The sequence below is a fragment of the Bradyrhizobium sp. LHD-71 genome (assembly GCF_031157255.1).
Lineage (GTDB): Bacteria > Pseudomonadota > Alphaproteobacteria > Rhizobiales > Xanthobacteraceae > P52-10.
Window position 1 is genome coordinate 299,882 of the sequence record NZ_JAVIFX010000006.1, and the last position, 21,741, is coordinate 321,622.

Consider the following 21,741-nt stretch of genomic DNA (forward strand, 5'->3'; position numbering starts at 1 on the left):
AAGTGATGCGAACTTCGGAAACGGAGCACTAGTCTATAGATTTCGGTGACGGGTGCCACGGTATCGGCATCACCGGCGCCAACCGGGAGCGTGTGTTGATCAGGCTGGGATACAAGGCTTCGGCGGAGCAGTTCGCGCCGACCAAGTTGCTGGATTTCTCGTGCCTTGCCGAGGAAGTCGGTTTCGAGTCGGTCTTTGTCAGCGACCATTTTCAGCCATGGAAGGATATCGACGGCCACGCACCGTTCTCGTTGACTTGGCTCGGGGCGCTGGGCGCAAGGACCTCCCGCGTCGTCATGGGTACCAGCGTGCTGACGCCGACTTTCCGCTACCATCCCTCCATCGTCGCCCAGGCGTTCGGCACGATGGGCGCGATGTTCCCGGGACGCGTGGTTCTGGGCGTCGGCACCGGCGAAGGGCTCAACGAAGTGCCTTCGACCGGCCAGCCCTGGCCGGAATTCAAGGAGCGCTTCGCGCGCTTGCGTGAGGCCGTAACCCTTATCCGGACGCTCTGGACGCAGAACCGGGTCAGCTTCGAAGGCCAGTACTACAAGACCGAGAAGGCAACGATCTACGATCGCCCCGACACGCCGGTGCCGATCTACGTCGCGGGCGCGGGTGCCCTCGTGGCGCGTTATGCCGGCCGCCACGGCGAGGGATTCATCTGCACGAGCGGCAAGAAGCCGGAGCTCTACACCGAGACGCTGTTGCCAAAGCTCGCCGAGGGACTTGCCGCGTCGGAAAATCCGTCGCGGCCGTACGACCGCATGATCGAGGTGAAGGTGTCGTTCGACACCGACAAGATACGTGCACTCGAGGACACGCGCCACTGGGCGGCGCTGGCGCTGACGCCCGAAGAAAAGATGACGGTAGAGGATCCCGCCGAGATGCAGCGTCTCGCGGATGCGCTGCCGCTGGAGCGCGCTGCCAGTCGCTGGATCGTGTCGAGCGACGCCGATGAGCACGTCGAGCGGATCGGCTACTATGTCGGTTTGGGTTTCCGGCATCTGGTATTCCACGCGCCGGGACCGGACCAGGCGCGCTTCCTGAAGCTCTACGGCGAGCACGTGCTGCCGCGCCTGCGCAAGCGTTTCGGCTGATTGCGGGGTTAGTGCGGTGAGTGTAGAGCGTAGCAACGCCGTCGAGATCCTCGCGGTCCCCGGCATTCCGCTGGTGCGCAAGGACGACGATCTCGTTGTCCTGATCCGCGAGGGGTTGGCGCGCGGTGGCATCGTGCCGCGTGGCGGCGACGTCTTCGCGCTCGCGCAGAAGGTCGTATCCAAGGCGGAAGGGCGCATGGTCGAGCTTGCGTCTGTGAAGCCGTCGACTGAGGCGATAGAGCTCGCCGAAAAAGTTCAGAAGGATCCGCGCCTCGTCGAGCTGATCCTGTCGGAATCGGTGCGCGTCGTGCGGGCGAGACCGGGCCTCCTGATCGTGGAACACCGGCTGGGGTTCGTGATGGCCAATGCAGGCATCGACCAGTCCAACGTGACCTCACCCGGAGGGCCTCAGCAAGTCCTGCTGCTGCCGGTCGATCCCGACGGCAGCGCCGCGAAACTAAAGTCGCGCTTGTCGCAACAATTCGGCGTGCCGGTGGCGGTGATCATCAACGACAGTTTCGGCCGTGCCTGGCGGCGCGGAACCTGTGGCGTGGCGATCGGTGCGGCCGGCCTGCCGTCGCTGATGGATCTGCGTGGCTCGCCCGATCTGTTCGGCCGCGAGCTTCAGGTCAGCATAACCGGCTATGCGGATGAGATCGCCGCCGCAGCTTCGCTGGTGATGGGGCAGGGTGCCGAAGGCCAGCCCGTCGTGGTGGTGCGCGGTCTGACATGGTGCGGTTCAGAGAAAGGCGCGTCCGAATTGGTGCGCCCGGCCGCCGAGGATATGTTCCGATGAACAAACGATTGGTTGTCGCGCTGTCCGGCGGAGTCGGTGGCGCGAAACTCGCGCTAGGTCTAAGCCGCATTTTACCCGCCGACGAACTGCTTGTGGTCGCCAACACCGGCGACGATTTCGAGCATCTGGGCTTGAGCATCTCTCCCGACATCGACACGTTGACCTACACCCTTGCGGGCCTGGACAATCCCGCGACCGGCTGGGGCCGGCGTGACGAGACGTGGTCGTTCATGGACAGCATCGGCGCGCTGGGCGGCGAGGACTGGTTCAAGCTCGGCGATCGCGATCTCGCGCTGCACGTCGAGCGCACCCGGCGCCTGCGCGCGGGACAGACATTGTCCGAGGTGACCACCGACGTTTGCCGGCGCCTCGGCATCGGCGCCCGTGTCTTACCGATGAGCGACGACCGCGTGCGGACACGTGTGCGCAGCGACGTAGGCTGGATCGATTTCCAAGACTATTTCGTGCGCCAGCAGTGCCGGCCGGTCGTCCATGAATTGGCTTTCGATGGCGTGACGCTGGCCCGCCCCAACGCTGACATCGTTGCAGCGCTCCGCTCTGGGAGCGTGCGGACCGTGATCATCTGTCCGTCGAATCCTTTCATCAGCGTCGAGCCGATCCTGGCGATCCCCGGCATGCGCGATGCGATGAAAGCAAGTAACGCGCCGATCGTCGCGGTATCGCCAATCATCGGCGGGGAGGCGGTCAAGGGGCCAACCGCGAAGATGATGCGCGAGCTTGGCCTCGAGGTCAGCGCCGCTGCCGTGGCTGCACGCTACGGCGATTTGCTCGACGGCTATATCATGGACGACGCCGACGCCGATGGCGTCGGCACGATCGGCGCGCGGGTCACGATCGCAAAAACCCTGATGAAAAGCCTGGATGACCGCGAGGCGCTCGCACGGGTGACCCTTGACGCTGCGGACGCGCTGGCCTCGCGGTGATGAGCGATATCTGGGCGATCATTCCGGTCAAGGAATTCGATGGTGCGAAGGGTCGGCTGTCGAGCCTGCTGTCGGCGCCACAGCGGCGTATTCTCGCCGAGACCATGCTGACCGACATGCTCGACGCCGTTGCCGGCTCCCGGCTTCTGGCGGGCGTGTTGATCGTCACGCTCGATCCCCACGCGACGGCACTTGGCAAGAAGATCGGAGCGCGGATCGTCACCGACGGCGCGCGGGACGGACATTCCGGCAGCGTGAACGCGGGCCGCCGCATTCTCGCGGCCGAGGGGCGCGGCGGCATGATCACGATGCCCGGCGACATTCCAGCCACACGCGCCGGCGAGATCGACGCAGTGTTGTCGGAGCATCTCGCGGCTCCATCGTTCACGATCTCGCCGGCGCACGACGATCTAGGTTCGAATGCGGTTGCTTGTTCGCCGCCGGAATCGGTGCCGCTTCGCTTCGGTGACAACAGTTACTTCCCGCACCTCGACGCGGCACGTCGGCAAGGCATAGAGCCGACGATCATCCGTCAGCCGGGCATTGCGATGGATATCGATCATCCGGTTGATCTCGCGGCTTTCCTGCGGCTGCCGCAATCAGCTGGCACCCGGACACGCGTGCTGCTCGACGAACTCGGCGTGCGTGCGCTGCTCGCCGAGCGCGGTATCGCTTAAACCACAGCCGCTTTCCTGCGCGGTGGCGTCAGCACGATCGGTTCCAGCTCCGCCGCGACCATAGACGCGGCCCGGCGCGTTTCCGGCACCGACCGATAGAGCGTGTCACGTTGCATCGGATCGCGACCGATCGAGCGGATGAGTGCCTCCATCTCATGCGGCGGAAATTCCTGGCCGTGCTGAGTGCCGGCGGCGCGGGAGATGCTCTCGTTCATCAGCGTGCCGCCGAGATCGTTGGCTCCGGAGTTCAGGCAGATTGCGGCGCCTGCCGGCCCCATCTTCACCCAGGACGTCTGGATGTTTGGAATCAGCGGATGCAGCGCCAGCCGCGCAACCGAATGCATGGCGACGGCTTCGCGGAACGTCGGTCCGCGGCGCGCCATGCCGAGGCGGTACATCGGCGCTTCCATGTGGACGAACGGAAGCGGCACGAACTCGGTGAATCCGCCGGTTTCTGCCTGCAGGTCACGCAGCGCGAGAAGATGCTTCGCCCACGAAGCCGACGTTTCGACGTGACCGTACATGATCGTCGAGGTGGTGCGCAGTCCGGCCCTGTGGGCGTCGCGCTGCACGTCGAGCCATTGCCGGGTGTTGATCTTGTCCGGGCAAATGAGGGCGCGGATGTCATCGTCGAGGATCTCGGCCGCCGTTCCGGGCAGGGTGCCTAGACCGGCAGCCTTTAGTTTCGCGAGGAACTCGCTGATCGACAGTCCGAGCGTCGCCGCCCCTTGCGTCACTTCCAGAGCCGAGAAGGCGTGGATGTGCATCTCGGGGACGACGGCCTTGATTGCCTTGCAAATCGCTTCGTAGGTGGCGCCGGTGTAGTCGGGATGGATGCCGCCTTGCAGGCACACTTCCGTCGCCCCGCGATCCCACGCCTCGACCGAACGACGCGTGACTTCCTCGAAGGCGAGGTCATAAGGTGCGCCGCGCAGGTCCTCGTGGGTGCGGCCTTTCGAGAACGCGCAGAACTTACACTTGAAGTAGCAGATGTTGGTGTAGTTGATGTTGCGGTTCACGACATAGCGCACGACGTCGCCGCTGACCGCGCGGCGCAGTGCGTTGGCGGCCTGCGTGACGTGACGGTAGTCGGCATCGCGGGCCGCGAACAGGCGCACGATGTCGTTTGCGGTGAGTCGTTCACCCGATGTCGCGCGCTCGACGATCCTTGCGATCCCGGTGTCGACGCCGCGGGCCAGCACCAGCGGCGCCGGTGGGAGCACGGTGTTGCCCGGCGCCCAATCGTCGTCGCGCGCAAAACCTTCGGCATCGCTCATGCGCCGCACGCGCGTGGCGATGTCGGGAGCGAGCCACGTCTCGGCGACGCGCGCGTACGCGGGGTACACGGGCAGGCGGTTTACCAGCAGCTTGCCGGCCTCCGCACTCTTGCGGGCGAGCTCGGCGATCGCGGGCCACGGCGCTTCGGGGTTCACGTGATCCGGCGTGACCGGCGAGATTCCGCCCCAGTCGTTGAGCCCCGCATCGACCAACCTCTGATAAACGCCGGGCGACAGGTTCGGAGGCGCCTGGATATTCATGTCGGGCCCGAGGATCAGACGTGCTGCAGCGATGGTCCACAGCAGGTCGTCGAGATCGGGCTCTTCGGAATTCGCGAGCTTGGTATCGGGTTTTGCCCGAAAATTCTGGACAATGACTTCCTGGATATGACCGTGGGCTGCATGCAAATCGCGGATTGCCTCCAGCGCGTCGATCCGCTCGTCGCGGGTTTCGCCGAGGCCGATCAGGATGCCGGTGGTGAACGGAACCTTCAGTTCACCAGCCAGGCGCAAGGTCTCTAGCCTGACCGCAGGGTGCTTGTCGGGCGAACCGTAATGCACGCCGCCTTGCATGCAGAGCCGCTCGCTGGTCGATTCCAGCATAATGCCCTGGCTGGCGGTCACCTCGCGCAGGCCGGAGATCTCCTCGCGCGTCATCACGCCGGGATTGGCATGCGGCAGCAATCCGGTCTCGCGCAGCACCAGCGCACACATCGCGGTCAGATAGGAGATCGTCGTTTCGTGGCCGAGCGCCTTCAATGCGTCGCGTGCGGCCTGGTAGCGCAGCTCGGGCTTGTCGCCCAGCGTGAACAGCGCTTCGGTGCAGCCTGCGGCCACACCGGCGCGAGCGATGGCAAGCACTTCGTCGGGCGAAAGGTAGACGGGTTTTCCCGCGCGCGGCACATCCGCGAACGTGCAGTAGTGACAGACGTCGCGGCAGAGCTTGGTGAGCGGAATGAAAACCTTGCGCGAGTAGGAGATCAGCCGGCCGTGTCCGGAATCGCGCGAGGCCGCGGCTTCCGCCATCAGCCCGGCCAGCGACGCGTCGAACCGCCGCCGTGTCGCCTCTGTCGCCATCATGATCCGTCTCCGCCTGCCGAGCGTCGCCTGCCGTCGCGGGACATACTTGCCGCCATCCGCTCGCAGGCGCATGGTGTCGCATCAAGGCGCGCGTTGCAATGCAAGGAAGGATGCAACAAATGCAGATCGGCTTCAACGCACCGACCGCCGGACCGATGTCGGCTGCCGACAACCTTGCGAAAATCGTCGTTGGTGGCGAGGCGATGGGCTTCGACTATGCGACGTTCAGCGACCACCTCGTGATTCCGACCGAGATTGCGGCCGAATATCCCTACAGCGCTTCCGGAGAATTCCCGGCTGGCTCCCACGGCGAGCGGCATGAACAGCTGACGGAGATTGCCTGGATCGCTGCGAAAACAACACGTCTGCGCCTCGTGACATCCGTCATGGTGGTGCCGCATCGACCGGCCGTGCTGACCGCTAAAATTCTCTCGACCATCGACGTTCTCTCGAATGGCCGGCTGACGTTGGGGATCGGCGCAGGCTGGATGCGCGAGGAGTTCGAGGCCATCGGCGCGCCGGACTTCGACGCGCGTGGAACCGTGACCGACGAATATGTGCGAGCCTTCGTCGAACTTTGGACCAGAGATGCGCCGAAATTCGACGGCAAGCATGTTCAATTCTCCAACATCGGCTTCGAACCGAAGCCCGTGCAGAAGCCACATCCACCGATCTGGGTCGGAGGCGAGAGCGGCCCGGCGCTGCGGCGAACGGCCCGTATCGGCGACGCGTGGTATCCGATCGGCACCAACCCGCAGAATCCGCTCGACAGCCTGACGCGATTCAAGACCCAAGTGGCGCGCCTGCGCAAGATGACCGCCGAAGCAGGGCGAGATCCGAACGCGGTTGCCCTGACATTGCGCTGCACGGTGTTCGGCGAGACCGCGCCGCCGCAGGCCGGTGACGGCGAACACCGTCTGTTCGCCGGTGCTCCGGCGGACGTCGCTGCCGACATCCGGGCGCTGCGCGACATGGGCGTCAGCTGCCTCGATTTCGGTTTCGGCGGTTCGACAGCCGACGAAGTGCTCGCTCGCATGGGCAAATTCAGGGCCGAGGTTCTGCCGCTCGTGTAGGCGTTCAGCTCCCGAGCTGACGGATCAAGACGGCCCAGCGATCGAGTTGCGGCAAAATGGTGTCGGCCTTCGCGGACTCGAGACTGATGACCACGCGCGTGACGCCGTCGTCGCGGTCGCGCTTGAGCAGGTCGAGGTTCTCCGTGGCGCCCCAGATCGTGATCGGCACCGACGCCAGATCGCGGTTCGCCTCGGACGCCATCTCGCGGAATTTCGGCAGCAGGGCCTGCACGTCGGCGTACTGGGTGCGTGCGCGGTGAGGCATCCAGCCGTTGCCGTAACGCAAGGCCCGCCGCGCGCCGTACGGGAACGCGCCGCCGACGAGAATCGGCGGATGCGGCTTTTGAACGGGCTTCGGCCACGTCATCATCGGATCAAAATTCACGAACTCGCCATGATACTCGGCCTTCGACTTCGTCCAGATCTCCTTCATGGCCTCGATGCGCTCGCGCGCCAGCTTGTGGCGGCTAGCGAAGACGGTGCCATGGTTGGCCATTTCGTCCTCATTCCAGCCGTTGCCGACGCCGAACAGGAAACGGCCGCCCGAGATCTGGTCGATCGAGGCGACCTGCTTCGCGGTCTGGATGGGATCGCGCTGAGCGATCAGGCAAATCCCGGTGCCGAGCAGCAGCGTCTTGGTCACTGCCGCTGCCGCGCCCAGCGACACGAACGGGTCCATCACGTCATAGTATTTCTTCGGCAGATCGCCGCCGCTGGGGAAGGGCGTCTTGCGGGTCAATGGAATGTGGGAGTGTTCAGGCGTCCAGAGTGAATCGAAGCCACGCTGCTCCAGCGCCAGCGCCAGTTCGGTCGGCGACATCGAGTAATCGGTGAAAAACATGGCCGCACCAATGCGCATTGCTCTTTTCCCTGCTGCTGTTGTTGTCAATTTGTCGTGGCGATCTGCGGACGTCTCGGCCACCGCGCCTCCGCGCGCGGCAGAACCTGTTCGATCAACATGCGGGTCTGGGTCAGGATCGTATCGTCGTCGCTGCCCAGCGGGCGCAGGATAAATTTTGATACGCCGGCCTCGACGTATTCGGCGATGCGCGCGATGATCGCGTCGGCGTCGCCGACTGCGAATGCGTGTGTGGCGTCACGTCCCGTGCGTTTGGCGTAAGCCTCCATCGCCTTGCCGACGCCGGGCGAGTCCCGGTTGCCGAAGTGGAAGGCAAAGCCCGCGCCGTAATGATCCTCGTCAATCGATCGGCCGGCTTCGGCGGCCGCGACCTTGATTGCGGCCACTATGCGACCGGCCTCTGCGGGCGGGTCGCCGCCGGCCTGCCAGCCGGTCCCGATGCGGGCCGTGCGACGGATTGCGGCGTCGGTCGATCCGCCGATCCACATCGGCAGATCCGGCTGCACCGGCTTCGGCGCGATGGTGGCGCCCTTCAGTCTGTAAAAGGCGCCATCGAAGTCGACCGACTCCTCCCGCCACAGGCGGCGGATGATCTCGAGGCACTCATCGCTCTTGCGACCGCGCGTCTTCGTGTCGATGCCGAGCGCCTGCCATTCGGGGCCCAGCGGGCTGCCGATGCCGAAGGCCGGCAGCAGGCGACCCTCCGACAGCGCGTCGATGGTGGCGCACTGCTTGGCCAGCAGCACGGGGTCTCGAAACGCCAGCGACACGACGTTCATGCCGAACCGCATGCGCCGCGTGCGGCCTGCCAAGGCAGCCATCGTCGTTATCGATTCGAGGAACGGCTGGCGGCCGACGATCCGGTCGGTCTGCCAGATCGAATCTGCGCCGCCTTCTTCGCACATGTCGATCCAGCGCCAGTATGCGGCTGCGCCGGAGAACGGAAACTCAGCACAGCCCAGCCCGATCGCGACACCCATGCTCGCTGGTCCTTCTGCCCTAGGCTGCCACGGCGGCTTTGACGCGGGGCGCCACGTCGCGCACGAAGCGTTCGAGACTGCCGCTCATCTGCTCGGGCCGCAGGCCCGGCGGCACGGCCCAGGTCACGAGGTCGGTGATGCCGTACTCGCGCACGAACGACGTCAGCTCCTTCACACAATGCTCGACGTTGCCGACCACCCATGTCTGGGGGATGCTGGCCTCGCGCGTGTTGCCCGAAACACCGCCGGCGGCGCTCTCGTCCTTGTTGAAACTGCGATAGACTTGGCCGCGATAGCGCTCGGCGGCGCGCACGGCCGGCCAGTCGCGTTCGGCGTCGTCGGTCACGAGGCAGGAGCGGATGATGCCGACGCGATAGCTGTCGGGGTTTCGGCCCGACGCCTTCAGCGTCGCGCGCCACGGATCGAGCACCATCGTGCGCGCGCCCTGCGGCAAAAAGTTGCTGTCGAAGCGTGCCGCCCGCTGTGCGCCGGGCTCCGACATCGCGGCGATCCAGAGCGGCGGTCCGCCCTGCTGCACATAGCGCGGCCTGATCACCACATCGTCGAAATCGTAGCGCTTGCCGTGAAAACTGAACTTCTCGCCGGTGAAGCAGTGGCGCAGCACCTCGATGCCTTCGTCGGTGAGCGACACGCGACGCGAGACGGGTAGACCGAAGCCGCGGAATTCGTGCGGCGCGTAGCCCATGCCGACGCCGATCTCGATCCGGCCGTTGCTGATATTGTCGAGCACCGCGAGATCCTCGGCCAGTCGCACCGGATGGTTGAACGGCATCAGGCAGACATCGCTCGACATCCGCACGCGTTTGGTGCGCGCGGCGATCGCGCCCGCCATCGGCACCCACGACGGCAGGTAGCCATCTTCGAGGAAGTGGTGCTCGGTGAACCAAACGAGGTCGAGGCCGACGCCGTCGAGCATCACGACCTGGTCGAGGATCGCAGCATAGAGGCTCGGCATGTCCATGCCGGAGTCCGGCGTGTTGCGACAATCGTAGACGGCGCCGACGCGAAGGGCTGGACGCATGACGCTTGTCCTCAGTTCAGCCGTGCGGCCTTCGCCATCGTCTCGATCGCGTCGAGCTGGCGTGAACGCACGCTGAGCGAATCCGCGCCGCTGTCCTCCCAGGCGCGGTAGCGTTCGCGGATGCGCGCGGGTGGTCCGACCAGCGATTTCAGATCGACCCACTCGTCCGGCACGGCGGCGATGGCTTCGTCCTTGTGGCCTGCGAGAAACAGTTCCTGGATGCGTTTGGCGGCGTCACCAAAACCGCGCCTGACCATGACGTCGTTGTGGAAATTCTTGGTCTTGTGACCCATGCCCCCAACGTAGAGCGCCACTTCCGGCTTGAGGCGCGCCAGCGCTCCCTTCACGTCGTTGTCGACCTCGACATGGACGGAGGCGTGGATCGCGAAATCCTTCAGGCTCTTGCCATTGCCAGCGCGGCGGAAGCCTTCCTCCAGCCACGGGCCGTACTCTTCCATGGCGCCGGGCACGAAACCCATCGGCAGCCAGCCGTCGGCGATTTCAGCCGTCAGCTTGACCATCGATTCACCGCCGGTGGCGAGATAGATCGGGATGTCGGGATTCATGTGCAGGATCGACTTCAGCGGCTTGGCGAGCCCGACCGAGCCCTCGCCCTGATAGGGCAGGCTGATCTCGCGGCCCTCATGGGTCACGGGTCCTTCGCGCTTGAAGATCTTGCGCATGATCGCGACGTAGTCCTTCACGCGATAGTAGGGCTTGCCCCACGGCTGGCCGTACCAGCCCTCGACGATCTGCGGTCCCGAGACCCCCAGACCTGCGATGAAGCGGCCGCCGCCGGCCATCGCGTCGATGCTGGCGGCCGACATGGCGGCGTTGGCAGGCGTGCGCGCGGCCAACTGCATGATGCCGGTGCCGAGTTTTATGCGGCTGGTCTTGGCAGCGAGAAAGGCAAGTGGCGTGATCGCGTCGGACCCATAGGCTTCGGCCGACCAAACCGAGTCGTAGCCCAGCTCTTCCGCGCGCTGCACGAGTTCGACCGGCACGTTCAATTGCGCTTTCGAATAACCAATCGACAGGCCAAGTTTCATTGTTATGTCCTCCCTGGCCTTAAGGATACGAAGCGTTGGGCTGCTTGAACAAGCGGCGTGCGCCGGGACGCTGCCATGAAAAGGCGTCTCCCCCGATGGCCCGTGCGCGTGCCATGATCGCCTCCTGAAGGCGCCGATCAACGCGCCACGATCCGGGAGGAGCCGTCGCCATGAAATTCGCCCTGCACTTCGGCAACAACATGTTTCCCGACCCGGAAGGTGCGCGCCGTCTGGTGCGCCTGGCGGAGGCGAGCGGTTTTGACTCCGTGTTCGCTGTCGAGCACGTCGTGTTTCCCGAAAACTACAGCAGCGTCTATCCCTACGCGTCGAGCGGCCGCTTACCGGGCGGTCCGTCGGCGAAACTGCCCGATCCGCTGATCTGGCTGACCTGGGTCGCCGCCGCCACCACGCGGCTGCGGTTCATGACGGGCGTGATGATTTTGCCGCAGCGCAACCCGCTGGTGCTGGCCAAAGAGGTCGCCACGCTTGATTATCTCAGCGGCGGTCGGATCGACCTCGGTATCGGAGTGGGCTGGTTGAAGGAGGAGTTCGACGCACTCGGCGTTCCGTTCGAGCGTCGCGGCAAGCGTGCTGACGAGTATATTGCCGCCATGCGCGCATTGTGGGCCAGCGATGCTGCCAGCTTTGCGGGCGAGTTCGTGAACTTCGACAAGGTCAGCTCAAATCCCAAGCCCGTCGCGAAATCGGTCCCGATCGTCATCGGTGGCCACTCTGAGGCGGCTGCCCGCCGCGCCGGCCGCCTGGGTGACGGCTTCTTCCCCTCGATCGGCACCCAGGTCGACATCATGCCGCTGCTTGACCTTGTGCGCCGTTCGGCCGAGCAGGCGGGCCGCGATCCATCGAAGGTGGAGCTGATCCTCGGTTGCCCCGGTGCCCTGCCGAAATCCGGCACCGACCCGCGCGCGGCCGTCGAGGCGCGCATCGCGCACGGAGCAGGCCGCCTTGCATTGCCGGTGACGGCGTTCCTGCCCGATCTTGAAACAACGCTGGCCCGTTTCGGAGAGGAAATTATCAAGCCTTACGCGAATGCGTGAGGCGCAACGCGTCGACGCCAAGTTTCAGCTCAGCTCAGCTCAGCGTCGGGCCGGGCCGCCGGATCGAATATCCAGATCGTCTCCCCCTGCGAGCGCACGCGATGAGCGGGCAGGTCGGTCTCACGCATTGCTCGCGCCGCGATCGCCTTCTTCGCTGCGCCGGCGACCTGAAACAGAACCTCCCGGCTCGAGGCCAGCGCCGGGAACGTCAAGGAGATCCGCGGGACAAGCGGCTCGAGACCCGCCTTGGGCACCGGAACCACCCATCTGTCCGTGACTGTCAGGGTCTGCTGCCCGGGAAACAGCGATGCGGCATGTCCGTCAGTGCCAAGACCAAGCATAACGAGGTCAAACAGCGGGATCGCGGGATCCAGTGACTTGGATCCGTAAAAGGTCCGCAGCTCTTCTTCATAGGCCAGAGCCGCATCATCAAGGCTGACGTTCACGGTCGGAACGACGTGGACATTCTCACGGGGCGCGCGACCGTCGAGCAGCAGGCGTCGTGCCGTCCCCATGTTGCTGAGCGGGTCGTCCGGAGGCACGAACCGCTCATCGCCGACGAACCAGTGGACGCGAGACCAGGGAATGCGCGACGCGTAAGGTTCTGCGACCAGCAGCTTGTAGATCGGGAGGGGGCTTGATCCCCCGGTCAGGCAGACACTGGGCCGTTCGCTGCGATTGATCAACGCAATCAAACGCTCTGCGGCCAGCAGTGCCAAATGATCCACGTTATCAGCGGAAATAATCTTGAGGCTCACCGTGAAGGCCTTTCCTGGTCGAGCTTGTAGACGTCGATCGCTGTCGCGCGGAACAGGGCCGCCTTCTCGCTCTCGGTCGCGCCGGCAACAAGACGTTTGCAGGCATTCCAGAACGCCCGATAGCTGTACATGCCCTTGTCGACGGGAAAATTGCTTTCGAACATGCACCGTGCCGGCCCGAACAAGTCGATACCCGTCTCGACATAAGGACGCCACGCATCTGCGAGCTGCTGTGAGGTCGGGGGCTCGATGCTTTCGTGGAAGTCGAAGCCGCCGACGCGCATGCCGAGACCACCAAGCTTGAGCCGGGTATTGGGCAATCTGGCCAGCGCTTTCAAACCGTCTTTCCAGCTTGCGAACATCTCCTCGCGCTTGCCCCGATAGGGTCCGCTCGCCACCGGACCACCGAGGTGATCGATGACGATCGTTACATCGGGGTTCGCGATCGCCAGCTCGAGCAGTTCGTCGTGTTGCGTCTGGTAAGCCCAGACGTCGAGCGACAGGTTTTGGCGCGACAGGCACCGCACCCCTGCTCGAAACCGCGGATTGGTCATGAGGTGCGGCGGCGGCAGGATACTGCTCGACCGGACCTCGGCGTGCGGGTGCCACGCCACTGAATTGCGAATGCCGGCAAGCCGGTGACCTGCGACCTCGCGCATGGCGTCAAGGACGGCCGAGACATCGGCTCCCAGTGTGAGATCGGCACCTGCCACGATCCCGGCGCATGCATGCAGGCCTCGCCCGTCGGCGACTGCTGTGTCTGCCGTGTCGACGACCGCTTCGACCTCGCCGACGGGCTGCAGCGCCGCTGGCCCCGATGTCCGGTAGGCGTGGCGGCACTGCACGAACACCGTCGCAACGACGGCGTGGCCATCATTTGCATCGGTCAGAAGCTCGGGCAGCAAGTACTTTTCGCCATCTCGGTCCCACAAGTGGTGATGAGGGTCGATGATCGTCAGATCGGGATCGAGGATGTCCTCGACATGGCGGGCGAGCCACGACGGACGAACGTCGAAACCGGGCTTTGTCATGATGTCTCGTGCTCCGTTTCGTAAACATAACGAACTTGCTAGGCATCGTTCAAAGGCTAAGATCATGAGCGCACAAAGGTGCTCGAATTGAAAGCGGCGCCCCGGGGGGAGAGACATGACGCTCGGCCGCACGAGAACGCGTAGAGATGTCCTGTTGGGTGGTCTTGGATGCGCCGTTGCTGGCGCACTGTCTCGACCGGCCATCGCACGAACGTCCTGGCCGACCAAATCCGTCAAGGTCGTCGTGCCTTATGCTGCGGGTGGGGGTGCGGATACGTTGTGCCGCCTGCTGTGCGGCCATTTGCAGGATGCGCTTGGGCAGCCCTTCGTGATCGACAATCGCGGTGGCGGCGGCGGCACCATCGGCGCCGGTGCCGCCGCGAAGGCTGAGCCGGACGGTTACACCGTGCTTTACGATGCGACCGCGTTTTCGATCAATCCGGCGCTGCTTTCCGCTTTGCCTTACGATACCTCGAAGGACTTCGTTCCGGTGTTTCTGGCCGGAGTGGTGCCGAACCTGCTTGTCGCCAATCCCTCGGTCCAGCAGTCGACCGTCGCCGAAATCATAGCGGCTGGAAAATCAGACAAGGGTCTCGACTGGGCCTCGTCCGGAAACGGCACCGTCCAGCATTTGTCACTTGAGCTGTTCCGCGCGCAAGCCGGCATCAAGCTCAATCACATCCCCTACAGGGGAGGCGCGCCGGCCCTGAACGACATCATCGGCGGCCATGTCAAATACATGTTTTCGAACGCGGCCGCGTCGACACCTCTCGTCCTGTCCGGAACGCTGAAGGCAATCGCCCATACCGGCCAAGGACGCCTTGCCTCGCTTGCGAACGTGCCACCGGTGTCCGACACCTTGCCAGGCTTCGTCACCCATGAATGGAATGGCGTGTTTCTGCCGGCCGGCACGCCGAAAGACATCGTCGATCGATTAAACGCCGCGCTGAACGCCGCAATCGCCGCCCAAGCCGTGGTCGAGCGAATGGCGCAACTGAGCGTGACGGCCAGGGCAAACACTCCGGCCGAGTTCGCATCCTTCGTCGCGGCGGAGATCGAGCGATGGGCCAAGGTGATACGCGAAAGCAACATCAAGAGCGAGTAGCGTTGTTGAAGGCGGCATTAAAAATGACGCGACATCAGCGTTCACTCGAGCTTGATGCCGGATTCGCTGATCACCTTGCCCCACAATTCGATCTCGTCGTCGATTTCCTTGCGGAACTCTTCGGGAGTGTTGCCGATGATTTCAAGGCCTTGCGCACGGAGCACCTCGCGCACCTTGGGATTTTGCAAAGCTGCGACAATCGCGGTATTGAGCTTCTGAATTACGGTCGGCGGTGTGCCGGCGGGGGCGAAGAAGCCACCCCAATGTCCGGCGGCAAAGCCCGGAAAGCCCAATTCCGCAACGGTTGGGACATTCGGCAGCAGCGGAGACGGTCGCGCACCGGTGACCGCGAGCGCGCGCGCGTTGCCTGACTCGATTGCCGGCATAGCGGTGAACGGTGGATCGAGCAGGACGTGAATTTGGCCGCCCATGACTGCGGTGAGCGCCGGCGCCGATCCGCGAAATGGCACATGGGTCAGCTTGATGTCTGACTTTGCCGCCAGATAAGCGCTGGCCAGATGTCCCATCGTGCCGACGCCAGCGGATCCCATATCCAGCGCGCTGGGTTTCTCTTTGGCGTAGGTTATCAGTTCACTCAAGGTTTTTACCGGCAGCTCCTTGTAGACGAGTACCGCATATGGCCCCCAGGCGGCTTTGGTGATCGGGACCAGATCCTTGCGGACGTCGTAGTTCAAATTTTTCTTGAAGCTGACGTCGATCGCCAATGCGCCGCTATGAAAGAGGAGCGTATAGCCGTCGGGAGGCGACCGTACGACGGCCTCGGTGCCGATCACAGTGCCGCCGCCAGCGCGATTTTCGATCGTGATGGACTGGCCGAAGCGGCTTGCGACGTTCGCCGCGATGGTCCGCGCAATGATGTCGGTTGCGCCGCCGGCTGCGAACGGGACAATGACATTGATGCGCTGCTCGGGGTATTCGGCATGAGCGGTGCCAGCCTGGATTGCGATTACGACCGCCAAAGCGGCCAGCACGGTCTTCATTCCGGTCATCTGATCCTCCCCCGCTGTGGTGCCTTTGCGGCTCTGGTCGTTTACGTTCCCTGCTCGGTTCTTCTTGCTCTTATTATCGCTCACCCTTGACGGTCGGGCATTTGACAATGAAACGGTTCATTGCGGCAAGAGCCATACGAACCAGTATGATTTTAGTGTCGTTCATGGGCAACAATTCACTCAGCGGTCTCGCGGAAACGATGGGGCGAATTTCTGACCCACGACTCTAGTCCCAGGCCGTCCGATACGACTTGAAGCGGGATGGAATCTTCTGGATCGCCCGCACGCATTCGCGCAGCGCTTCGAAATCGTCGTCGGCCGAGATCTGCAGCATGACCGAGTCTGCATAGCCGCCGTAACGCGCCTCGATGGCAGCCGGCAGGCTGGCGTAGTCGGCCACCGTGGCGAACAGGTCGATCTTGTCCTCCGGGATCTGCTCGGCCATCTCGCTCCAGCGGTTCTCGCGTGGAAACGGATTGAGCTTTTCGCCTAGCCATTCGAGATCGTGCAGGCGCAGCACGTCCCAGTAGGCGCGCGTCGAGCAGTAGAACGAGATGCGATAGCGCGCGTATTGGCGCGCTTTCTCGACGGCCTCGGGGTTGCGGCCCGTGGCGATGAAGCCGTAGCCACCTGCGATCACTTCAAGATTCTCGCGGGCGCGGCCGCCTTTCACCAGCCCTTCGTTGAGGCGGGCGGCGGACACTTCCATCAGATATTTCTTCGTCGAGAACGGATGCAGGATGACCGCGTCGGCCGCTTCTCCAGCCAAACGCAGCATCATCGGGCCGACGGTTGCGAGTGCGATCGGGATGCGCCGCAGTCCGTTCGGGCGCGGCGAGAAGTTCGGCGTCATCAGATCGAGCTTGTAGGTCTTGCTCTCGTAGGCGAGCGGAACCTCTTTCTCCCACGTCCGCCAGATCGCATGCAGCGCGCCGATGTAGTCGCGCATGCGCGGCATCGGCGGCGTCCACGGGATGCCGAAGCGGCGCTCGTTGTGCGTTTTCACCTGCGATCCGATGCCGAGCATGAAGCGTCCGCCCGAGGCCTTGTGCAGGTCCCAGGCATTGTGCGCCGTGATCGTCGGCGAGCGCGGAAACGCCATGGCGACGGCCGTCGCGAGCTGGATGCGGTCCGTCGCGAGTGCCGCGGCGGCCAGCGGCAGGAAGGCACTGTGGGCGTTTTCGGCTGTGACGATGGCGTCGAAGCCCGCTTTCTCCGCCAATTGTGCGACCTTTTGCGCTTCCCGCAAATCGTTGTTCGGAATCTGAGTGATCACCCGCACGACTAGCCTCCCGTCCCTGTGTCCTGTTGCTGGCACCGGCTGTGGTCGCGCGGCACGCGGACTTGTTAGCTTGTCCGATCGTCCGCTAGCGGCGGCGGCATGATCAGCATCGGCTTTGGACGCACACTAGACGCGCGAAACCAGCTGGTGCAAGCTAAATGAACCGTTTCATTTGGGTCGGGCGTTTGCTCCGACCGCGCCGACGGATGATCGCGCGCTCACGCCGGCGGTGGCGCGCAGGATTTGCGGATCAGCAGTTCGGTCGGGAAACGCACCTGGCGTCGCGGCGCACCGGGAGAGCGGATGCGGTCGAGGATGAGCTTGGCGCTGGCCTCGCCGACCGCGCTATAGCTCCAGCGAATAACGGTGATTGGAGGGTTCATCAGTTCCGCCAGATCTGAATCGCCGCACCCGATGATCGATATGTCCTGCGGAATGCGCAGGCCTTCAGTCGAGACGGCACGCAGGATTCCCGGCAGCATGTTGACGCCACCCGCGACCACTGCCGTCGGGCGCTCGGCGGTCAGCAGCAGCGATGACACCGCCATGCAGGCATAGTCGGCCGCGAAGCTGTCGGAGCAGATCAGTTCGGGGGCGGGCGTGAGGCCGCGATCACGATGGGCGTCGATGAAGCCGCCAATGCGCTCGCGTCCGGACAGCACGGTGGTGGAGCCCGTGACGAGCGCAATGCGCTTGTGGCCGAGATCGAGCAAGTGGCTGACGGCGCGGTGCATGCCGTCGCGCTGGGCGATCAACACGCTGTCGATGTGCGGCGGCGCCTCACGGTCCATCAGCACGATCGGAATCTTGAGTGCGCTCCGCATCTCGGTGAGCTGGACATTGTCCTCGCAAGCCGACGTCATGATCAGCCCGTCGAGCCGACGCGACAGCGATTCCAGCAGTTCGACCTCCCGCCGGGGGCGGTCTTCGGACGCCCCGACGACCAGCGTATAGCCGGCCTCTTGAAACACGTTTTGCGCGGATTTGACGAAGTTCGCGAGCGCCGGAACGGTGATGTCTCGCAGGATGATGCCGACCGAACGCTTTGCACCGCTGCGCATACCTTGGGCGATGGAGTTCGGCGCGAAGTTCAGCGTCGAAATGGCAATCTCGACCCGCGCTCTGATACTTGGGCTGACAGTCTTGTTACCGTTGAGAACGCGCGAGACGGTGCCGACCGCAACATCCGCGTGGCGTGCCACGTCCTTGATGGTCGCGTGTTGCGCTGCATTCTTTTTTGCCGCGCGGGCTTTCGGCGACGCCCTGGTACCCATCGCGTTCTCCTGTCCGGCGCTCTATGCCGATCGCGCCGGAGCCTCGCGGCGCCGTCCGCTGAAACGTTTCGTCCTGCGCCGAGATCGATCTCGCAATCTAGCATCGTTCGCTGTTTCCGAGCCAGCTTAAGAGGGCCGCTTGCTTTGTCCAGTAATCCTCACCCCGTACGTTGCGTTCGAACATCGCGGTTGAAGGATCCGGGAGCGTACCGGCCTTCGATCTAAGGTGCCGTGGAGGAGAAGTCGCTCGGCCGCAAGCACTTCGCCGAGCGTCGTCGCGAAGCCGTCGGCTGACGCTGCCAATCGAAGGTTTGACTATTCGAACTCATGTGCCACCATCCTTGCAAAATATCCCTGATGACGTCGCATTTCAGCACATGCTCCTTTCGCAAAAATTTGGATCGATTGGCGGAGTTGACTTGACGAAAATGGGATACTGACGCTCGGCAGACATGACGAAAGCCCTGCTTGCGGACGACATTCAGCCGATGGCCACGACGTCCACCGTTGCCCGGTCCGCGTCTGGCGTCCGGAAAGATCAAGGCGATTGGTACGGTAGCGGATGAACGAACCAGCGTTCAAAGAAGAGGTCGATCAAGACACAAAGCGATTCAAGCGCGATGCCGAATAATTCAATTTAAAACTCGAATAAGCTATATGCGCTCCTTTGGCTGCGGCTACTGAGCACACGAGGTGGTCCACCGCACCAGTTTGCGGACGCCTGTCATAGGGTAAAAACAACCGGCGCATTGTCGCCGTCCGTGGGAGAATTTCGATGCTCCGGCATATCGTTTTTGTACTCGCCTTGCTTGTCTCGCCGTTGGCGAACGCTCAAGATTACCCGACGCGGCCGATCAAGTTAATCGTACCGTTTCCGGCCGGTGGGCCGGCGGACATTTTCGCTCGTTCGGTGGGGCATAAGATGCAGGAGCTGCTAGGGCAGCCGGTTATCCTCGATAACCGAAGTGGCGCGGGAGGCGTCACTGGCATCGACGCCGTCTCGAAGGCCGAGCCCGACGGTTACACAATCGGAATTGGCAGCGCCGGTCCGCTCGCGATCAGCGCCAGTCTCTTGAAGGTCGTTCCGTTCGATTCGACGAACGACCTTGCGCCGATTGGGCTTGTCGTGCGAGTGCCTGAAATCGCTGTCGTTGCATCGAATGTGCCTGCCAAGACGTCTGCCGAATTCGTGGCGCTTGCAAAAGCGTCTCCTGGCAAAATCAACTTTGCCTCGACAGGTACTGGAGGAACGACCCACCTCGCAGCTGAACTCTACAAGATCAAGGCGGGAATCAACATCGTGCACATTCCGTATCGGGGTGCGGCACCTGCGGTGACCGATATCTTGGGCAATCAGGTCCAGCTGATGTTCGCCGACATCCCGGTACTGCTGGAGCATGTGCAGGCGGGCACATTGAAAGCTATCGGCACCGCAAGCAAAACGCGTGCTCCGGTGCTACCCGATCTGCCGACTTTCGAAGAGCAGGGCACCCCGGGCGTTCTGGCCGACAACTGGTACGGTCTCGTGGCGCCGCCGAAGACTCCGCCGGCAATCATCGCCAAATTGAACAAGGCCGTAAACGACGCGGTCAAGTCGGCAGACGTGAAGAGCAAGCTGGAGCCCTTGGGCGCAGTTATGGGCGGTGGCACGCCGGAGGAGTTTGGCAAACATCTCGTCGACGAGCGTGCGAAGTGGGCCGAGATTATCAAGGCGGCAGGCGTCCCGCAGCAATAGGACTGTCGGTTACAACGACTTTTGCGCTCTCAGCCGCGCGATTGACGCCGAGTCGTATCCGATTTCCTTGAGCACAGCATCTGTATCCGCGCCGAGAGCGCGCGGTGCGGACGTAACCTTCGATGTGCCGTGCGCCAGCTTGAACGCGGCGACCGGGACGGTGAAGCCGCCATCGACGCCATCCACGTTCCGGTGCTGATGCAGGAATTCACGGCTAGCGATCTGCGGGTCTGACAACGCCTCCGGCAGCGTGCGAACACGCGCAGCAGGCACATGATTGGCCTGCAGGTGAGCTTCCCATTCGTCCGCGGTCTTGTGTCGAAGAAGCTCTGCCAACACAGACATTTCATTCGCCTTGTCGTCATGGCGCTGATCATTGTTGGCCTTCGCCATATCCGGGCGGCCAAGAAGGGTCCAAAGGCGCTTCTGCTGACGGAGATTGCTTGCGCCCAGCATCAAAAGGCCATCCCTGGTCTGGTAGCAGCAGTTCGTCGCATGGGGGTGATCGTTTCCGTTTGGTGTCGGCGGATGCCCTGTGCGCAGATAGCCTGCGACGTGAGAGGCGGCGAGCATGAACGCGACGTCGTTCATGGCGAGATCGATGTGTTGGCTCTTGTTGGTGCGCTCGCGCTGGAATAGTGCACTTGCAAGCGCGAATGCTGCCATCGTGCCTGTGGCGTAGTCGATCGCGGGCGCTCCGATCTTGATCGGATTTGCCTCGCGCGTGCCTGTCATCGCCATCAGTCCCGTGGTCGCTTGGATGACGAAGTCGTATGCTGTCTGCTTCCCGCGAGGGCCGTCCTGGCCAAAAGCCGAGATCGAGCAATAGATCAGCCTGGGTTGGATGGCGGTAAGAGCTTCGTAGCCGAGGCCTAGAGCGTCGAATGCTCCCGGGCGATAATTCTCGACCAGAACGTCGGCGGTCTTGATCAGCCGTTTGAAGGCTTCGCGCCCTCCTTCAGTCTTGAGATTGAGGGTGACGGAGCGCTTGTTCGACCCTTGCGAGAGATAATAGATGCCCATCCCGTCGCGGCTCAACTGACGGTCGCTGCCACTCATCCGGCTTTGGTCGGGCTCGTTCGGGTCCTCGACTTTGATGACATCGGCACCGAACAGCGCGAGCTGATAGGACGCAAAAGGCCCCGCAAGCACATGAGTCGCGTCGATCACGCGAATACCTTCAAAGGGACGCATGCGGGAGGTTCCTCAATTGGCGCGCAAAGTTGCGCTTATCTAAACGGATAGATTCGCAAGAGCGCAAGATCATGTGGTTGCTGGCGGTTTCTCGCTCGCATGGCGCCCGTTTTTCCTCAGAATGTGCGGTCGTCGGCCGGCGAGGGAGCTGCCGCGAGATGTTCTCGCAGCCGCGAGCGTGCAGGCACCATCCGATCTCTCGCTCTCACTTCTTCTGCAAGCGCCCCGTCTTTATGAGGAAGTCGCGTTCCAAGTTAGCCAATTTCTCGACTTCGGCAGTGACGGCCTGTGCATTCGTGAGCAGCTTCGTCTGCATGATGCCGCCCGTCTTCGCGTACTCGGCTTCGATTTCAGGGTCGTTAAGGGCTGCGTTGAAAGCAGCTTCAAGCCAAGCCTTGCGCTCCGGTGCAACACCGCGCG

At 63.4% G+C, this 21,741-nt stretch carries 20 protein-coding genes; 8 read left to right on the plus strand and 12 right to left on the minus strand.

Features of this window, described 5'->3' with window-relative positions; all coding sequences use genetic code 11:
- The first annotated feature begins 92 nt into the window (after positions 1–92).
- Genes fgd through cofC form a run of 4 tightly spaced genes read left to right on the plus strand, consistent with a single transcriptional unit; the run spans position 93 to position 3,517 of the window.
- Entirely contained in the window at positions 93–1,100 is a 1,008-nt protein-coding gene (fgd, locus tag RCO31_RS09255; protein ID WP_308968013.1) for a glucose-6-phosphate dehydrogenase (coenzyme-F420), read from the plus strand.
- 16 nt (positions 1,101–1,116) lie between these two features.
- The gene (gene cofE, locus RCO31_RS09260) at positions 1,117–1,896 is read left to right on the plus strand and encodes a coenzyme F420-0:L-glutamate ligase (protein ID WP_308968014.1); all 780 of its coding nucleotides are present in this window, start codon (positions 1,117–1,119) and stop codon (positions 1,894–1,896) included.
- The gene (cofD, locus tag RCO31_RS09265) at positions 1,893–2,840 is read left to right on the plus strand and encodes a 2-phospho-L-lactate transferase (protein ID WP_308968015.1); all 948 of its coding nucleotides are present in this window, start codon (positions 1,893–1,895) and stop codon (positions 2,838–2,840) included. Before cofE ends, cofD begins: the two co-directional genes overlap by 4 nt.
- Positions 2,840–3,517, plus strand: coding sequence for a 2-phospho-L-lactate guanylyltransferase (gene cofC / locus RCO31_RS09270; RefSeq protein WP_308968016.1), 678 nt, complete (start codon positions 2,840–2,842; stop codon positions 3,515–3,517). The genes cofD and cofC overlap by 1 nt, the downstream gene beginning before the upstream one ends.
- On the opposite strand, the gene cofH is transcribed toward cofC, so the two are convergent.
- Positions 3,514–5,874: a 5-amino-6-(D-ribitylamino)uracil--L-tyrosine 4-hydroxyphenyl transferase CofH gene (gene cofH, locus RCO31_RS09275; RefSeq protein WP_308968017.1), complete on the minus strand. Its 2,361-nt coding sequence runs from the start codon at positions 5,872–5,874 to the stop codon at positions 3,514–3,516. The genes cofC and cofH overlap by 4 nt on opposite strands.
- A 119-nt stretch (positions 5,875–5,993) precedes the next feature.
- Here cofH and RCO31_RS09280 point away from each other — a divergent pair, with 119 nt between their 5' ends.
- Entirely contained in the window at positions 5,994–6,947 is a 954-nt protein-coding gene (locus RCO31_RS09280; protein ID WP_308968018.1) for a TIGR03619 family F420-dependent LLM class oxidoreductase, read from the plus strand.
- 4 nt (positions 6,948–6,951) lie between these two features.
- Here RCO31_RS09280 and RCO31_RS09285 read toward each other — a convergent pair whose 3' ends face one another.
- The 4 genes from RCO31_RS09285 to RCO31_RS09300 are packed head-to-tail and all read right to left on the minus strand — an operon-like array spanning position 6,952 to position 10,877.
- A complete protein-coding gene (locus RCO31_RS09285; RefSeq protein WP_308968019.1) occupies positions 6,952–7,806 on the minus strand; it encodes an LLM class F420-dependent oxidoreductase in 855 nt (284 codons plus the stop codon).
- A gap of 26 nt (positions 7,807–7,832) precedes the next feature.
- The gene (locus RCO31_RS09290; RefSeq protein ID WP_308968020.1) at positions 7,833–8,786 is read right to left on the minus strand and encodes an LLM class flavin-dependent oxidoreductase; all 954 of its coding nucleotides are present in this window, start codon (positions 8,784–8,786) and stop codon (positions 7,833–7,835) included.
- 19 nt (positions 8,787–8,805) lie between these two features.
- Entirely contained in the window at positions 8,806–9,828 is a 1,023-nt protein-coding gene (locus RCO31_RS09295) for an LLM class flavin-dependent oxidoreductase (RefSeq protein ID WP_308968021.1), read from the minus strand.
- 11 nt (positions 9,829–9,839) lie between these two features.
- On the minus strand, positions 9,840–10,877 hold the full coding sequence (locus tag RCO31_RS09300) for an LLM class F420-dependent oxidoreductase (RefSeq protein ID WP_308968022.1): 1,038 nt from the start codon (positions 10,875–10,877) through the stop codon (positions 9,840–9,842).
- 170 nt (positions 10,878–11,047) lie between these two features.
- Between RCO31_RS09300 and RCO31_RS09305 the strand changes: the two genes are divergently transcribed.
- Complete coding sequence (locus tag RCO31_RS09305) at positions 11,048–11,932, plus strand: LLM class F420-dependent oxidoreductase (RefSeq protein WP_308968023.1); 885 nt, start codon at positions 11,048–11,050, stop codon at positions 11,930–11,932.
- Between the two features lie 29 nt (positions 11,933–11,961).
- Here RCO31_RS09305 and pgl read toward each other — a convergent pair whose 3' ends face one another.
- Both pgl and RCO31_RS09315 read right to left on the minus strand, forming a co-directional pair.
- A complete protein-coding gene (pgl, locus tag RCO31_RS09310) occupies positions 11,962–12,690 on the minus strand; it encodes a 6-phosphogluconolactonase (RefSeq protein WP_308968024.1) in 729 nt (242 codons plus the stop codon).
- Entirely contained in the window at positions 12,687–13,721 is a 1,035-nt protein-coding gene (locus RCO31_RS09315) for an amidohydrolase family protein (protein WP_308968025.1), read from the minus strand. Before RCO31_RS09315 ends, pgl begins: the two co-directional genes overlap by 4 nt.
- Positions 13,722–13,836: 115 nt before the next feature.
- On the opposite strand from RCO31_RS09315, the gene RCO31_RS09320 reads away from it, so the two are divergent.
- The gene (locus tag RCO31_RS09320; RefSeq protein ID WP_308968026.1) at positions 13,837–14,826 is read left to right on the plus strand and encodes a tripartite tricarboxylate transporter substrate-binding protein; all 990 of its coding nucleotides are present in this window, start codon (positions 13,837–13,839) and stop codon (positions 14,824–14,826) included.
- Between the two features lie 41 nt (positions 14,827–14,867).
- Here the strand turns inward: RCO31_RS09320 and RCO31_RS09325 are convergent, their stop codons facing one another.
- The 3 genes from RCO31_RS09325 to RCO31_RS09335 all read right to left on the minus strand — a co-directional run bounded on the left by RCO31_RS09325 (position 14,868) and on the right by RCO31_RS09335 (position 18,392).
- Positions 14,868–15,836: a tripartite tricarboxylate transporter substrate binding protein gene (locus RCO31_RS09325; RefSeq protein ID WP_308968027.1), complete on the minus strand. Its 969-nt coding sequence runs from the start codon at positions 15,834–15,836 to the stop codon at positions 14,868–14,870.
- Positions 15,837–16,062: 226 nt separating this feature from the next.
- Positions 16,063–17,118 carry a TIGR03617 family F420-dependent LLM class oxidoreductase gene (locus RCO31_RS09330; RefSeq protein WP_308968028.1) on the minus strand — a complete coding sequence of 352 codons (1,056 nt, stop codon included), beginning with the start codon at positions 17,116–17,118 and terminating at the stop codon, positions 16,063–16,065.
- A gap of 218 nt (positions 17,119–17,336) precedes the next feature.
- The gene (locus tag RCO31_RS09335) at positions 17,337–18,392 is read right to left on the minus strand and encodes a substrate-binding domain-containing protein (RefSeq protein WP_308968029.1); all 1,056 of its coding nucleotides are present in this window, start codon (positions 18,390–18,392) and stop codon (positions 17,337–17,339) included.
- A gap of 775 nt (positions 18,393–19,167) precedes the next feature.
- Here RCO31_RS09335 and RCO31_RS09340 point away from each other — a divergent pair.
- On the plus strand, positions 19,168–20,127 hold the full coding sequence (locus RCO31_RS09340) for a tripartite tricarboxylate transporter substrate binding protein (protein ID WP_308968030.1): 960 nt from the start codon (positions 19,168–19,170) through the stop codon (positions 20,125–20,127).
- A 9-nt stretch (positions 20,128–20,136) separates the two neighbouring features.
- Here the strand turns inward: RCO31_RS09340 and RCO31_RS09345 are convergent, their stop codons facing one another.
- A complete protein-coding gene (locus RCO31_RS09345) occupies positions 20,137–21,321 on the minus strand; it encodes a CaiB/BaiF CoA-transferase family protein (protein ID WP_308968031.1) in 1,185 nt (394 codons plus the stop codon).
- Between the two features lie 205 nt (positions 21,322–21,526).
- Positions 21,527–21,741, minus strand: a 215-nt coding sequence (locus tag RCO31_RS09350) for a hypothetical protein (RefSeq protein ID WP_308968032.1), incomplete at its 5' end; no start/stop codon positions are given.